Source organism: Novosphingobium sp. Sphag1I (assembly GCF_056279125.1).
The window spans coordinates 269,115-283,776 of the sequence record NZ_JBWBQS010000003.1 but is presented as its reverse complement, the minus strand read 5'-3'; the positions used below and the strand labels follow the sequence as shown (position 1 = coordinate 283,776).

The window sequence follows — 14,662 nt, the reverse complement described above, 5'->3', positions numbered from 1 at the left end:
TCTAGTATAATAAATGCCTAATGTTCTAAGCGCTTTCACCCAGTGCGGATACAGTATGAATTATGGATTCGGTAAAATGAGCAAGTAGCGCGACCAAAGGTTTGACGAAAACAAAGGCTTTGAACGTCGCCAAGCAGGCAGGCAAAGCATGCCCCGCGGCCCGTGACAAAGCGGCATAATAAGGGGGCATGTTTTGACCGTGAGCGCAGGTGCCCTAAATGGCCGCGCAAAGGGTAGGCCGTCGAAATTGGGGCAGAGGTCTGTCCGCCCCAATCGAATTTAGGCTGCTGCGACCAGCATTCTTTCGCGCGCGATGGTCTGCATCGCCTTTTGCAGCTTTTCAAAGGCGCGCACCTCGATCTGGCGCACACGTTCGCGGCTGACATTATAGGTCTGGCTCAATTCTTCCAACGTCTTGGGATCATCGGTCAGACGGCGTTCGAACAGGATCGCACGCTCACGTTCGTTCAGGCTTTCCATCGCCTCGGCCAACAGCGCGTGGCGCCATTGGGCCTCTTCGGCATTGGCGACGGTTTCATCCTGCAACGGCCCCTGATCGGCCAGCAGGTCTTGCCATTGCCCTTCGCCTTCCTCGTTAAAGGAAACGTTGAGCGAAGCGTCCCCGCCCATCATCATCCGGCGGTTCATATTGACCACTTCGGCCTCGGACACGCCAAGGTCGGTCGCGATCTTCTTTACATCGTCGGGATGAAGGTCGGTGTCTTCAAAAGCGTCGATGTTCTTCTTCATGCGGCGCAAGTTGAAGAACAGCTTTTTCTGTGCGGCCGTCGTGCCCATCTTGACCAAAGACCACGAACGCAGGATGAATTCCTGCATGCTGGCCTTGATCCACCACATGGCATAGGTGGCCAGACGGAAACCCCGGTCGGGTTCGAATTTCTTGACGCCCTGCATCAGGCCGATGTTGCCTTCGGAGATCAGCTCGCTCATCGGCAGGCCGTATCCGCGATAACCCATCGCAATCTTGGCGACCAGACGCAGGTGGCTGGTGACAAGCTGACGCGCGGCATCGGGGTCCTGATGCTCGGCATAGCGCTTGGCCAACATGTATTCCTGCTCCGCCGTCAATACGGGGAACTTGCGGATCTGCGCCATATAGCGGTTGAGCCCGTCCTCACCAGAGGGGAGTGCCGGCATGGCGGGCAAGTTGCTGTCCTGAGTCATAGCAGTCATCGTCCTTCAACTTTGTCAGCACGCGCATTGACGGACCCTTAACAGGCATCCCTCGGCGGCGGCCACGGTGAGCCTTCCTTGCCCCCCGGCCCAATGGCACCGGAAAGCAGGGAAGATACCGGCTGGTCAGCTAGACAACTGCCCAACCGGTCAGAGAGTTCCCGCATGTCGGCGGGCAATTCGCTGGTAAAGCGTAGTGTTTCACCAGTAACCGGGTGTAGGAAACCGAGAACAGCAGCATGCAATGCCTGACGCGCAAAGCCAAGCTCTGCCAGGATTGGTTTTTGCGATTTCTGTGATCGGGCGTACACGGGATCACCCAAAAGCGCGTTGCCGATGGATGACATATGCACGCGCACCTGATGCGTGCGCCCGGTTTCGAGCCGGCATTCGACCAGGGCCGCCCGATCCAGCGACTCGAGAACGCGGTAATGGGTGACGGCATGTTTGCCGCGCCTTGGGCTTGCGTCATCGCCCTCAATGGTTTCGCCGCCCGGTTTGATCAGGATTTCGGGCATCAGGGCCATACGCTTGCGGTCGGTGGGGTGGCGCGCGATGACGCCGCGCAACGTGCCGCGCGGCGGATTGGGAATGCCCTGTGTCAGGGCCAGATAGGCGCGTTCAATCGAATGGTCGGCAAATTGTCGGGCCAGCCCTTCATGCGCCAAATTCGTTTTGGCCACGACCAACAGGCCCGATGTGTCCTTGTCGATGCGATGGACGATGCCGGGGCGGGCCACGCCGCCGATGCCCGACAATTGCCCCTTGCAATGATGCAGCAGCGCATTGACCAATGTGCCATCGGGATTGCCCGCCGCCGGATGGACGACAAAGCCTGCGGGCTTGTCCACCACGATCAGATATTCGTCCTCATAAACGACGACCAGGGGAATATCCTGCGCCACCGCATCCAGCGTGGCCACTTCGGGCAGGGTAATGGTAAAGCGTGCGCCGGGCGCGACCTTCATCGATGTTTGCGATACGGGGCGGCCGTCGACGGTCACTCTGCCTTCCCCGATCAGCGCCTTGATTCGCTCTCGCGACAAGGCTGCGTCGGGCGGACAACTCTCTGCCAGCGCGCGGTCCAGACGGCCGCCGCTTGAAATTGTCCCTTGTACGATGCTTTCCCCCATGCTCATTCTGCTGCAAATGGGCATGGAAATTCACTTGGCAAGAGGAATCGTTGCCGCAATCTGTGGAGAGGCGGCCAAGACCCACCCCTTAGAGGCCTGCGGCCTGTTGCTGGGCCATGGGGGGCGGGTGGCGGAAATCCGCCCTTGCGCCAATGTCGCGCCCGATCCTGCGCGCCATTTCGAGATCGATCCGCAGGCTTTGATTGCCGCCTTGCGCCATCAACGATGCGGCGGGCAACAGGTCATCGGCTATTATCACTCGCACCCCACGGGCGAATCCCTACCCAGCGCGACGGATGCCGCCATGGCCGCGCATGACGGACGCGTCTGGGCAATTTGTGGTGGAGAAACGGTCAGTTGGTGGCGCGATGGGGCCAATGGCTTTGAAGTGCTTTCCACGCGCGAAGATGAGAGTTAAGGGATGCGTAACGGCGCCCTGTTACATCCGGGTCATCATCGGGCGCCATCCGGGAAAAAGTAGAAAATGTCCGATACGATCGACCGTGCCATTGCCCTCGAACTTGCCAGCCTTCTGTGTTCGCGCCTGTGCCATGATATGCTCAGCCCGGTGGGCGCGCTGTCGAACGGTCTTGAATTGCTGGCCGAGGAAAAAGATCCGGCGATGCGCGAGCGTTGCTTTGAATTGCTGGAACAATCGGCCCGTACCAGCGCGAACAAGCTGAAATTCTATCGTTTGGCCTTTGGCGCGGCGGGCGGTTTTGGCGATATGATTCCCGTGGCCGAACCGCGCGCGCTGATCGAGGCTTTGCTTTATGGCAAGGATCGCGTCAGCGTGAATTTCGCGCTGGGCAATGACATGTTGCCCAAATCGGCGGTCAAGACGCTGCTCAACTTTGCCCTGATCGCGATTGACGGTCTGGTGCGCGGCGGCACGATCGATATCGCCGCCGAAGTGCGCGAGGGCGCGGCCGAATTGGTGGTGCGCGCCGCTGGCCCGCGCATCGCCTTTGATCCTGCCATCGGTCTGGCGCTCGAAGGGCGGCTTGAACCGGGCGATCTGTCGAGCAAGACGGCCCCTGCGGCCATGTTGCAGGTGATGGCTACCGGCCTGGGCGGCAATATCCAATATGCGCTGAGCGATGAAGCGCTGGTGATGGGCGCGGTGATCCCTGTCGGCTGATGATATTGGAAATGGGGAGAATTAAGGCATGAGCGAATTGGTCCACCGCGAATGCCTCTCGCCCAATTGCAATGAACGCAAATTGCCGATCAGCATGGTCGTGCTGCATTATACCGGCATGCAGACCATGCAGGAGGCTCTTGACCGCCTGTGTGATCCGGCCGCCGAAGTGTCGGCGCATTATCTGATCGATGAGGATGGCACCATCATCCGCCTTGTGCCCGAGGAAAAACGGGCATGGCATGCCGGGCGTTCCTATTGGCGCGGCATCACCGACGTGAATTCGGCCAGCATCGGCATCGAGATCGTCAATCCCGGCCACGAATTCGGCTATCGCCCCTTTACAGATGCGCAGATGGAATCGCTGATCCCGCTGCTCTCCAGCATCATGGCGCGGCATAATATAGAGCCGGCCAACGTGGTGGGCCATTCCGACGTGGCCCCGGCGCGAAAGCAGGACCCGGGCGAATTGTTCGAATGGGAATTGCTGGCCCGCTATGGTCTTGCCCTGCCTACGCCCAAGCCGCGCATCCGGCTGCTGCATGAAAATCCGGGGGCGTTCTACCTGTCCCTCGAACGCTTTGGCTATGACATCACCGATGGGCGCGCCGCGGTGGCTGCATTCCAGCGCCGTTTCCGCCCGCGTATCGTCGATGGCGAGTTGGACGGTGAGGTGGGGGCTTTATTGTTCGAACTCCTGATCGCGCGGGACGCGGCTGAGGGCGAGGATTGGGAATGTGGGGAGGATGACTTTCCCTATTAAGGTTTAGGGTGCCTCCGGCGGGCAAAGGGCGGGGGCCCTTTGCAATCCCGATAATGTCAGCGTTGCGCCGGACGCTGCGTAGAAGTTTTAAAGCCTGCGGCGCGGAATGCTCTTTCCTATCCGCGCCGCAGGCTTTCTATCCTGACCCACTAAATCCGCCTCGGCAAACCATCCCCCAAAACAAAAAAGCGCCGCCTCCACACAGGAAGGCAGCGCCTTTTTTCCAACCCGCAGGCCGGAGGCCAAGGCCCCCGACCCACGCGATGATTACATCTTGATGTTCACGCCCGCGCGGAATTCGCGGCCCACCAGACCGGCATAGTGCCAGGTGGTGAGGAAGTTCGGCGCGCTGGAGTAGGCGGCGGGAGCCACCGGAGCCTTGGCGTCGAACACGTTCTTCACAATGCCATAGACGGTCATGCGATCATTGATCTTGAGCGTCGCGTTGAAGTCATTGTTGATGAACGGGCTGACATAGCAGAAGTTGTTGCCGGTGCCGTACAGGTTCTGGGCACAGCTGGTGTCCGTGCTGGCCTGGTCAGCCGCGGTTTGCTTGATACGGCCCACATAGTAGGTCGTCAGGCTGAGCGAGAGCTGACCGATTTCCAGCGTGTTCTGCCAGTTGCCACGGATGCGCGGCGTGCCATTGCCCGACGACAGATCGTAAGGGCCATAGGTCCCGGCATAGCGCTGGAGCGTGCCGCCATTGTTCAGGTCATAGCGGATGACGTAAGTGGCTTCGACGCGGCTGGACCACTTGATGTTATGCGGCAGGTTGATCTTGGCGGTGGCTGAGAAATCAAGGCCCGACGTGACCGAGTAGTTCGCATTCACATAAGGCACATTGATGATCAGCACGCGCGGCAGAGCGTTCGGATAGAGCGGGTCGATCGAATCGACCGAGTTCACCGAATAGCCCGGACCAACGGCGGCCACGGCGGCCTGGGCGTCGGCCAGGTTGGAGGCGCCGAAATAGGCGTTCACGGCCTGACCGGCGAGCGGACCCGACACGATCAGGTTCGACTTCTTGATGTTGTAATAGTCGGCCGTGAAGCTGAACCAGCGCGTCGGCTGGGCGATCATGCCCAAGGTGAAGCTGCGCGAGTTTTCCGGCTTCAGGTTGGGATTGCCAACCGAACCGCGACCCAGGTTATAGACGTTGTTATAGGCGTTGTTCGCCGCTGCGCCGCCATGCTGGTTGACGAAGTTGGCCGGCGGGGTGGTCGAAACGAAACCGGCATACTGGCTGCGCGGGCCCGATTCGGCAAAGGTCGGGGCACGGAAGCCTTCCGAATAAGTGCCGCGGAAAGCCAGCGCCTTGATCGGCGTGAACTTCACCCCGATCTTGGGCGAGAACTTCGAGAAGCCTTCCGAATAGTGGTCGAAACGGCCCGAGAAGTTGGTGTCGAGCATGCGCGAGAAGGGAGCGTCGATTTCGAAGTATGCCGCCGACACGGTGTGCTGGCCATAGGCCGAAGCCGTGGTCAGGCCATAGGTGTCGAGCGCCGCGTTCTGATTGCGGTTTTCCAGCTTTTCAGCGCGGATCTGACCGCCGATAGCCAGCTGAGCCTTGCCGCCGGGCAGATCGAACAGCGCACGCGTCATCGAAGCGTCAACGCCATACATTTCCGAATAGGAAGGGGTCGTCTTGTCGGGCGCAATGAAGTTGCGCACGGCGTTGCTGTTCAGCGACGGGTTGACGAAGTTGTAGGCGCCCGTGTTGATCGCGTTCATCAGGTTGGCGATGTTGAGCAGGCCGTGCTGAGTCAGCTTCAGGTTGTCGCGGGCATAGACGCCTTCAACGCGCCAATCGGTGCTTTCGCCGATCTTGCCGTTCAGGCCCGAGGTGAAGCGATACACATCATTGGTGCGTTCGCTGCCGGCGGCAATGTCGCCGAACATGTAATAGATGCGGGCCGCGTTCGTGGCCGGGTCCACCGATGTCGATGTCGCATAGGGGTTGTTCGGGTTGAGCTGACGATCAGCCGCCGTGGCGCAGTTCACGCCCGCCGCGCAGATGTAAACCGGCAGCACGATGCCCGGGTTCGACGAGGCCAGCGTGGGCGAACCGCCAAAGGGCTGGGTGGCGCGGATGGCAGAAGGCGTGCCCATGATCGACACATAGCTGCGGCTCCAGCTGCCGGTGACATAGCCTTCGATGCTGTCCGAGACGCGGAAGCTCAGGCGGCCGTTGATCGAATAGCGTTCCTGAAGCGGGGCGATCTGGCGATACTGGTTGACCAGATCGTATTTGCAGCCCGTGCCGTTCGACGCGGTGAACGTGCCGCCGGCGCAATTGGCGAGGCCGAGCGCCGTGTATTTCGCCGAAGTGCCGTCGGCCAGAGCAACGCCGCCGGAAAGCGGGTTGTTCAGGTCGCTCTGCGTGGTGCGGGCGACATAGGCAGTCGGCACGTTGCGGGTCATCGAGGAGTCGTCGGCATTCTTGTCGAGACCGCCGATCGAGCGAAGATCCTGGGTGTTATAGGGGAAACCGCGGCTCTTGTTCGAGATGCGGCCGTTGTACTGGTATTCACCGTTCAGGTAGAAGTTCCAGCCGTCGTCCTGATAGTTGCCAAAGCCGACCGTCGCGCTCAGGCGGGTGTAGCGGCCATCGCCACGCTCGCTGATGCCGCTTTCGGCATTGCCTGCCACGCCGTTGAACTGCTTCTTCAGCTTCAGGTTGACCACGCCGCCGATCGCATCCGCACCATAGCTCGACGAAGCGCCGTCCTTGAGGACTTCGATCTTGTCGATCAGGCTGAAGGGGATCGAGTTGAGGTCGACATAGGCGTTGTGCCCGTCGTCGTTCAGCGGGAAGTTGGCCGAACGCAGACCGTCAATCAGCACCAGCGTCGAGGACACGCCCAGACCGCGCAGCGAAACGGCCGAACCGCCCGCCGAGAAGCCCGACTGGAAGCCCGAACCGATCGAGCCGGCGCCGTCAGCCGAAATCGAGCGGATCGCGTCGGCAGCGGTGGTGATACCGGCCTTGATCAGCGATTCCGACGTCAGCACGGTGACCGGCGAAGGGGTTTCGGTGTTGGTGCGGCGGAACATGGTGCCGGTCACAACAATGGTTTCGGGTTCGGCGCTGACGGCGCGGCCCGCAGCGGGTGCGGCCTGCGCAAACGCGGGGGCCGAAGCCAGCGTGGTGACGAGCGAGAGAGCAGCCACGCCATTGCGCAGCCAAGCCCCACGAAGGTGCTTAGATTGGTTCATAATTGGTCTGTTCCCCTGAAAACGCGTACGAAAACGGACAAGGCCCCTTTGCGTTTTCTTCAGTACGATGGCGCTCTAGACACGCTGTTTGGGGGGCGTTGCAATCAGGATTCGTCACATTTGGAAACATGTCAGTAATAGTGTGTCGCCGCTGCAACATAAGTGTAATGCGGTATGGGTTTATTCTGTCGGCGTGGCGACACGGTGTTGCGTGGTTAAAAATCGCAGAATTCCGCCATTTACTGACGTTAATGTTAGTATGAGTTTCGGGTGTTTTGAATTGGTCTTCAAGAAATCCACAAGTTTTTTTCACCTGCCCGATGACTTCCTTTCGCGCCCAAACGCTGCTAGCAGCGGCGGCGTCAGGGGGCGGGGCAGCCGCGTCAGGAGTGATTCCTGCCGAGGAAAGTCCGGGCTCCACGAAACAAGGGTGGCGGGTAACGCCCGCCGGGAGGAAGGAGCAATCCGACCTTCAAGGGAAAGTGCCACAGAGAGCAAACCGCCGAACGGGCTCTGGCCTCAAGGTAAGGGTGAAAGGGTGCGGTAAGAGCGCACCGCGATTCTGGCGACAGAATTGGCAAGGCAAACCCCACCCGGAGCAAGACCGAATAGGGGCAACGCGTCCATCAGGACAGGCGGGTTTCGCGCCAGTTGCCCGGGTTGGTTGCTAGAGCGCACTGGCAACAGGGCGCCAAGAGGAATGGCTGCCGCTGGCCGCCGCGTCGGAAACGATACGAGCGGACTTCACAGAACCCGGCTTACAGGCCCCCTGACATATACGTTCCAGCGCGCCGGTGCCGCAAACCTTGGCCGGATGGTCAAGATGCACCCAACAGGCCAAGAAAAAGGCGCCGGAACCGTTAAGTTCCAGCGCCTCTTCGTAGATCCTGCCGGTCAGCCTGTTTGGCCGGGAATGGCCGCAAAACCAGCGAGGCAGGGTCTTTTATAGCCTTATTTCGGCGAAAGCACCATCAACATCTGACGGCCTTCCATGCGCGGATAGGCTTCGACCTTGGCCAGTTCGGCCGCATCTTCCTGCACGCGCTTGAGCAGGTTCATGCCCAGCTGCTGGTGCGAGAGTTCACGGCCGCGGAAGCGCAGCGTCACCTTCACCTTGTCACCTTCGCCGATGAACTTGTGAATGGCGCGCATTTTCACGTCATAGTCGTGATCGTCGATATTGGGACGCATCTTGATCTCTTTGATCTCCTGCGTCTTTTGCGACTTGCGGGCAAGGTTGGCCTTCTTCTGTGCCTCATAGCGGAACTTGCCCACATCGAGGAACTTGCAGACTGGCGGATCGGCGTTGGGCGACACTTCGACAAGGTCAAGCCCGGCTTCGAAAGCCTGCTCGATCGCCTCGCGCGTGTACATGATGCCGAGGTTTTCGCCCTCGTCATCAATCACGCGCACGCGTGGCACATTGATCATCTCGTTATAGCGAGGCCCGCTTTTCACGGGGGGCGCCATACTGCGCCGGGGAGGGGGGGCTATAGTCTACTCTCCATAAGACATTTCTGGATGAGCGCCTTTAGATCGAATCACACGACCATGAAAGCGCAATTTCGCCACAGGCGCGGCAAAATCGCGAAACTTTTGTTTCAAATGGTCCAGACGGGCATGGTGACCGCTTTTTGTGCGGCGCACAAGATCGCTTCGGCGCGTTTTGCGGGCTGTATGGCGGCAATCAGATCCGGATCGGCGGCGTCCATGCCCCCTGTCAAAGTGCCAAAAGCGGGAAGGATCAGCCGATTCTCGCTGCGCAGCGCGCAGGGGCGGCTGATCATGCGCCCACGGACCCGCAAACGCAGCTTGGGATGATAGTGGCCCGAGATTTCCATCCCCGTTTCGCCTGCCATGGCCTCATGGCGCAGGGCGATGCCGTCGATCCGCAATTCATCGACAACATCCCCGGCCATCGCATCGGCCAGATGCGGGTCGTGATTGCCCACGATCCACACCATGTCGAGTCGCCGCGAAAGTTCGGCCAGCAGGCTGCCTGCTTCGGGCTGCATTCGGGCGGGGCCTTCATCATCGTGGAAATTGTCGCCCAGACAAAATATCCGCCGCGCGCCTGTCACCGTCGCTGCCGCGCTCAACCGCTCCAGCGTTTCCTGACTGTCATAAGGGGGCAGCATCTGGCCGCCTTGTGCGTACCAGCTTGCCTTTTCCAGATGGGGGTCGGCGACCAGCAACGCTCCTTGCGCGGGCCAATAGACAGCCCGGCTGTCGGATATCATCCATTCCTGATCGGCAAAGGAAAAGGGGGCAAACTGCATCGCGGCCATCCGGCCCTCTTGCCGCGCCCGCCCGGCGGTGGCAAGCGGAGGCGCAATCTATCCCCATGAGAGGCCAATGTGACCGACTGGACCCCCTATACGCAGCGCGCCAAGACCTGGTTCGAAGCCTTGCGCGATGCCATTTGCGCCGAATTTGAAAAGATTGAGCGCGAGGCGGGTTCCGACGCCAGTTTCCAATACAAGCCGTGGACCCGCGATGCGGTGGCGGGCGAGGCTGATACGGGCGGCGGCGTTCAGGGCCTGATGAAGGGCAAAGTGTTTGAAAAGGTCGGCGTCAATGTCTCGACCGTCCATGGCGCGTTCAGCCCGCAATTCGCCGCCACCATCAATGGTGCCAGCGTGGAAAACCCCGGCTTTACCGCCACGGGGATCAGCCTTGTCGCGCATATGGCCAATCCGCATGTGCCTGCCGTGCATATGAACACGCGCTTCCTGACCACGACCAAGGCGTGGTTTGGCGGCGGGGCCGATCTCAATCCGCCCTTGCCTTATGATGAGGATACGGCTGATTTCCACGGGGCCTTCAAGGCGACCTGTGATGCCCATGGCGAGGGTTATTACGAGCGATACAAGGCATGGGCGGACGACTATTTCTATATCCCCCATCGCAAGGTCCATCGCGGGGTGGGCGGCATTTTCTATGACCATCTGGAATGCCCCGATGAAGCGGGCTGGGAAGCTAATTTCGCCTTTACCAAGGCGGTGGGCGAAACGTTCCTGTCGATCTTTCCGCAACTGGTTCGCCGCCGGATGGGCATGGAATTTGACGCCGCCCAGAAGCAGCAGCAGCTTGAATGGCGCGGGCGTTATGCCGAATTCAATCTGGTCTATGACCGGGGCACGTTGTTCGGGCTGAAGACCGGGGGCAACATCGACGCGATCCTGATGAGCCTGCCGCCCGAAGCGGTGTGGAGCTGATACGGGAGCAAAAGCTGGGCTGTTGCGTTTAAGGCGCGGATAATCGGAAAGGATCGGATGATGGGTAAGGTTTTGACGGCTCTGGCTTTGGCCGGAATGGTGGTTCTGCCCGGCGTTGCCACGGCCAAGGTTGCGCCCAAGGACAAAGTGTTGGCCAGCGCGGCCTTGATGAAGGGCGATGCGATGCCCGCCGGCCTTGCCTCGATTGTCGAGAGTAAGGGCAAGCTGGGCCTGAAGCTTTCCCTTTCCGGCCTGCCTGCCGGCGTTCATGCGGTCCACCTGCACATGCGCGGCGTTTGTGAAGTGCCCGGCTTTACCTCGGCGGGCGGCCACCTGAACCCGGCGGGGCATCAACATGGGCGCGACAATCCGATGGGCGCGCATATGGGCGACATGCCCAATGTCACGGTTGGCGCCGATGGTACGGCCGTCGTGACCTTGCCGCTGGAATATAAGGCTGACGATCTGCTGACCGCCTTGTTCGACAAGGATGGCGGGGCCGTGGTCGTCCATGCCGCGCCCGATGACTACAAGACAGACCCCACCGGCAATGCGGGCGGGCGGATCGCCTGCGGGGCGTTTGTTCGGGGGAGTTGAGCGAGGGTTAAAGGCAAGGTTTGCCTCCGGCGGGCAAAGGGCGGGGGCCCTTTGCAATCCCATTATGGGGTGGTGCCATGGTGGCAGGCGTTAGGTGATCCGCGAAGCGGTTTATATAGCCTGCGGCGCGGCGAAGTTGCGCATCGGAAAAGTCCGGCGCGCGACGATGACGGTATCGGGATTGCAAAGGGCCTTCGCCCTTTGCCCGCCGGAGGCAATTCCTTCTTCCGGGCACAAACCCCCTTGCCCTTACGCTTTTCACCCCCCACAGTTATCCAACGATGTTGCGCCAATATGAACTTGTCGAAAGGGTAAAGGCTTACGCGCCTGATGCGGATGAGCAGATGCTCAACCGCGCCTATGTTTATACCGTCCAGAAGCATGGCAGCCAGAAGCGCGCCAGCGGCGACCCCTATTTCAGCCACCCGGTCGAGGTGGCGGGCCTGATGACTGAGCTGAAGCTGGATCAGGACACGATCATCACCGCGCTTCTGCACGATACGGTCGAGGATACGCTGGCCACGATTGACGAGGTGGAAAAGCTGTTCGGGCCGGATGTGGCACGGATGGTCGATGGCGTGACCAAACTGTCCAAGATCGAGGCGATGAGCGAGAAGGAGCGCGCGGCCGAAAACCTGCGCAAATTCCTGCTGGCCATGAGCGAGGATCTGCGCGTCCTGTTGGTCAAGCTGGCCGACCGGCTGCACAATATGCGCACGCTCCATTACATCAAGAGCGAGGACAAGCGCCGCCGCATCGCCAAGGAAACGATGGATATCTATGCCCCGCTGGCCGAGCGCGTGGGCATGTATGAGTATATGCGCGAGATGCAGTTGCTGGCGTTTCAGCAATTGGAACCCGAAGCCTATGCCACGATCACCGGCCGTCTGGCCCAGATCCGCAGTCAGGATCACGGGCAGGTGGACGCGATTGCCCTGTCGATCAGCCAGGCGCTGACCGAGGCGGGGTTGAAGTGCAAGGTATGGGGGCGTGAAAAACACCCCTATTCGATCTGGCGCAAGATGGCCGAACGCCATGTCAATTTCGACCAGATCACCGACATCATGGCCTTCCGCGTGCTGGTCGATAATGTCGAGGATTGCTATCGCGCCATCGGCCTGCTGCACACCACGTGGCAGGCTTTGCCGGGGCGGTTCAAGGACTATATTTCGACGCCCAAGGTCAACGGCTATCAAAGCCTGCACACATCGATGATCTATGAAAAGGCCATGCGGATGGAGGTGCAGATCCGCACCTGGAATATGCATGAAACCAATGAATACGGTCTGGCCGCGCATTGGAGTTACAAGCAGGGCGGCGTGATGCCGGACTCTCAGGTCGGCTGGCTGCGTGATCTGGTCGAGGTGCTGGAGGCCAGCAACGACCCGGAAGAACTGCTCGAAAACACGCGGATGGCGATTTATCAGGATCGCATCTTCGCCTTTACGCCCAAGGGCAAGCTGTTCCAATTGCCCAAGGGCGCGACCCCGATCGACTTTGCCTATACGGTCCATTCCGATCTGGGCAGCATGGCTGTGGGCGCGAAGATCAACGGGCGGCATGTGCCGTTGCGGACCGCTTTGGCCAATGGCGATGTGGTGGAAATCATCAAGAGCCGCAGCGCCAGCCCGCAACTGGCATGGTTGGGCTTTTGCGTCACGGGCAAGGCGCGGGCCGCCATCCGCCGCGCGGTGCGTTTGAAGGAACGCGCCGAATTGGCCAGCATCGGGCGCAAGCTGTTTGACGAGATCATCGAGCGCCTGCCGACCAAGGTGGGCAAGAAGGCAACGGCTGAGGCGGTTAAGCGTCTGGGCCTGAAGAATGAAGAAGAGCTGATGGCCGCCATCGGCACGGCCAAGCTGGACGACCGTCAGGTGATGGAGGCGCTGGTCCCCGGATCGGCGCGCGACATGCCCGAACCGGAAAGCTGGCCCAAGCAGGAGCGGGCAATCTCGATCAAGGGGTTGACGCCGGGCATGGCGTTCCACCTTGCCGAATGTTGTCACCCGGTGCCGGGCGACCGCATCGTGGGCCTGCGCAAACCGGGCGTCGGGGTGGAGGTCCACTCGATTGCCTGCGACGTGCTGATCGAAGGCGGAGACAAGGACTGGATTGACCTGTCATGGGGCGACCGCAGCGTCGGGGCCGTGGGGCGCTTGCGCTGTATCCTCTATAACCGCCCCGGCACTCTGGCCGAGGTGACGGGGATCTTTGCCGCCAACAAGGCCAATATCACCCAGTTGCAGAATGTTCAGCGCGACGAGCTTTTCGGCACCTATGAGGTCGATCTGGAAGTCAGCGATCTGGCCCACCTGACGCGGATCGTGTCCAGTTTGCGGGCCAGTGATGCGGTGTCGCAGGCGGATCGGTTGTAGGGTTTAGATTTTGCCTCCGGCGGGCAAAGGGCGTGGGCCCTTTGCAATCCCGTTTTGGGGTGGTGGGTGGTTCGGGATGTCTGTTTTTGGGCGATGAATTTAAAGCCTGCGGCGCGGTAAACTTGCGTTGAAAAGGGCCCCCGCCCTTTGCCCGCCGGAGGCACCCCTTTCAAACCCTACCCCAACAACCCCTCATAACACCCAACCACCTCGGCCAGCACCGACAGGGCCAGCACCGACGGCGTGCGCGTTGCCGGGATCAGGCCGATGGGGGAATGCAGCCGCGCCAGATCATCCGCCCCAAAGCCCAGCGATCCCAAAAGTTCGAGCCGATTGGCCCGCGTTTTGGCGCCGCCCTGTGCCCCGACATAGAAGGCACCGGTTCCCATTGCCCAGGGGACAAGAGTGCGTTCCCATTCATGGTCGTGGAACAGGACGGCGACAGCGGTCCATGCGTCGGGCGCCCATCCATCGGGCAGGGCGGGGGGCTGTCCCAAGGACATCGTGGCATCGCCCGCCTGTCCATGGGGCGTGGCCAACATGACCTCGATCCCCTGCGCACGTCCCATGGCGGCCAGAGTGCTGGCCTCTGGCCCGCTGCCCAAAACCAACAATCGCAACCGGGGGAGGTAGCGGCGGATGAACCCTTCGCCCAACGGCAGGTGGGCAATCTCACGGCGGTTTAAAGCGGCCATTGCCTGATGCACGGCGGCGGCATCGGGCGCGGGGTTGACCATGACCTCGACACCCGATCCACAGGGCAGGCGGATGTCGATGAAGGGTGATCCCGCGCCATAGCGCAACACGCGCGGCGGCCCGCCCGCCTGCGCCTCACGCATCAGCGCCGCTTCGAGACAGCCGTCCGCCAATGACCCGACCATCGTACCATCGGGCAGGACGGCCAATTGCGCGCCCCATCGCCGTGACCAGCTGCCATCGATACCGACAACGCTGCACAGCGCGCCGCCATGGGCGGCCACCGCCGCCAGCGCGGCATGATCATCATCTACATGCAAAGACAT

The 14,662-nt window shown here is 60.8% G+C and carries 12 protein-coding genes and 1 other RNA gene; 7 read left to right on the top strand and 6 right to left on the bottom strand.

From position 1 onward, the window contains the following. Nucleotides 1-279: 279 nt before the first annotated feature. Together rpoH and ACZ9HU_RS04870 are read right to left on the bottom strand one after the other, a co-directional pair. On the bottom strand, nt 280-1,185 hold the full coding sequence (rpoH, locus tag ACZ9HU_RS04875) for an RNA polymerase sigma factor RpoH (RefSeq protein WP_476102938.1): 906 nt from the start codon (nt 1,183-1,185) through the stop codon (nt 280-282). Between the two features lie 47 nt (nt 1,186-1,232). Next, the gene (locus tag ACZ9HU_RS04870) at nt 1,233-2,333 is read right to left on the bottom strand and encodes an RluA family pseudouridine synthase (protein WP_476102935.1); all 1,101 of its coding nucleotides are present in this window, start codon (nt 2,331-2,333) and stop codon (nt 1,233-1,235) included. Here ACZ9HU_RS04870 and ACZ9HU_RS04865 point away from each other — a divergent pair. The 3 genes from ACZ9HU_RS04865 (at nt 2,326) to ACZ9HU_RS04855 (ending at nt 4,231) form a co-directional block, all read left to right on the top strand. After that, entirely contained in the window at nt 2,326-2,745 is a 420-nt protein-coding gene (locus ACZ9HU_RS04865) for a M67 family metallopeptidase (RefSeq protein ID WP_476102932.1), read from the top strand. The genes ACZ9HU_RS04870 and ACZ9HU_RS04865 overlap by 8 nt on opposite strands. Before the next feature lie 66 nt (nt 2,746-2,811). After that, nucleotides 2,812-3,468: a histidine phosphotransferase family protein gene (locus tag ACZ9HU_RS04860; protein ID WP_476102930.1), complete on the top strand. Its 657-nt coding sequence runs from the start codon at nt 2,812-2,814 to the stop codon at nt 3,466-3,468. A gap of 28 nt (nt 3,469-3,496) precedes the next feature. Continuing rightward, on the top strand, nt 3,497-4,231 hold the full coding sequence (locus tag ACZ9HU_RS04855) for an N-acetylmuramoyl-L-alanine amidase (protein WP_476102927.1): 735 nt from the start codon (nt 3,497-3,499) through the stop codon (nt 4,229-4,231). Nucleotides 4,232-4,498: 267 nt separating this feature from the next. Here the strand turns inward: ACZ9HU_RS04855 and ACZ9HU_RS04850 are convergent, their stop codons facing one another. Further along, entirely contained in the window at nt 4,499-7,450 is a 2,952-nt protein-coding gene (locus ACZ9HU_RS04850; RefSeq protein ID WP_476102925.1) for a TonB-dependent receptor plug domain-containing protein, read from the bottom strand. A 362-nt stretch (nt 7,451-7,812) separates the two neighbouring features. On the opposite strand from ACZ9HU_RS04850, the gene rnpB reads away from it, so the two are divergent. Beyond that, nucleotides 7,813-8,227, top strand: an RNA gene (rnpB, locus tag ACZ9HU_RS04845) — RNase P RNA component class A. A gap of 174 nt (nt 8,228-8,401) precedes the next feature. Here rnpB and infC read toward each other — a convergent pair. Then, a complete protein-coding gene (infC, locus tag ACZ9HU_RS04840; protein WP_476102923.1) occupies nt 8,402-8,920 on the bottom strand; it encodes a translation initiation factor IF-3 in 519 nt (172 codons plus the stop codon). Between the two features lie 131 nt (nt 8,921-9,051). Further along, nucleotides 9,052-9,738 (bottom strand): ligase-associated DNA damage response endonuclease PdeM, encoded by a 687-nt coding sequence (gene pdeM / locus ACZ9HU_RS04835; protein ID WP_476102921.1) that lies wholly within the window; start codon nt 9,736-9,738, stop codon nt 9,052-9,054. A gap of 69 nt (nt 9,739-9,807) precedes the next feature. Between pdeM and hemF the strand changes: the two genes are divergently transcribed. The 3 genes from hemF to ACZ9HU_RS04820 all read left to right on the top strand — a co-directional run bounded on the left by hemF (nt 9,808) and on the right by ACZ9HU_RS04820 (nt 13,640). After that, nucleotides 9,808-10,668, top strand: coding sequence for an oxygen-dependent coproporphyrinogen oxidase (gene hemF, locus ACZ9HU_RS04830; protein WP_476102919.1), 861 nt, complete (start codon nt 9,808-9,810; stop codon nt 10,666-10,668). A 60-nt stretch (nt 10,669-10,728) separates the two neighbouring features. Beyond that, nucleotides 10,729-11,265 carry a superoxide dismutase family protein gene (locus ACZ9HU_RS04825; protein ID WP_476102917.1) on the top strand — a complete coding sequence of 179 codons (537 nt, stop codon included), beginning with the start codon at nt 10,729-10,731 and terminating at the stop codon, nt 11,263-11,265. A gap of 281 nt (nt 11,266-11,546) precedes the next feature. After that, complete coding sequence (locus ACZ9HU_RS04820; RefSeq protein ID WP_476102915.1) at nt 11,547-13,640, top strand: RelA/SpoT family protein; 2,094 nt, start codon at nt 11,547-11,549, stop codon at nt 13,638-13,640. Nucleotides 13,641-13,816: 176 nt separating this feature from the next. Here ACZ9HU_RS04820 and ACZ9HU_RS04815 read toward each other — a convergent pair whose 3' ends face one another. Next, nucleotides 13,817-14,662, bottom strand: a complete 846-nt coding sequence (locus tag ACZ9HU_RS04815) for an XdhC family protein (protein WP_476102913.1) — start codon at nt 14,660-14,662, stop codon at nt 13,817-13,819.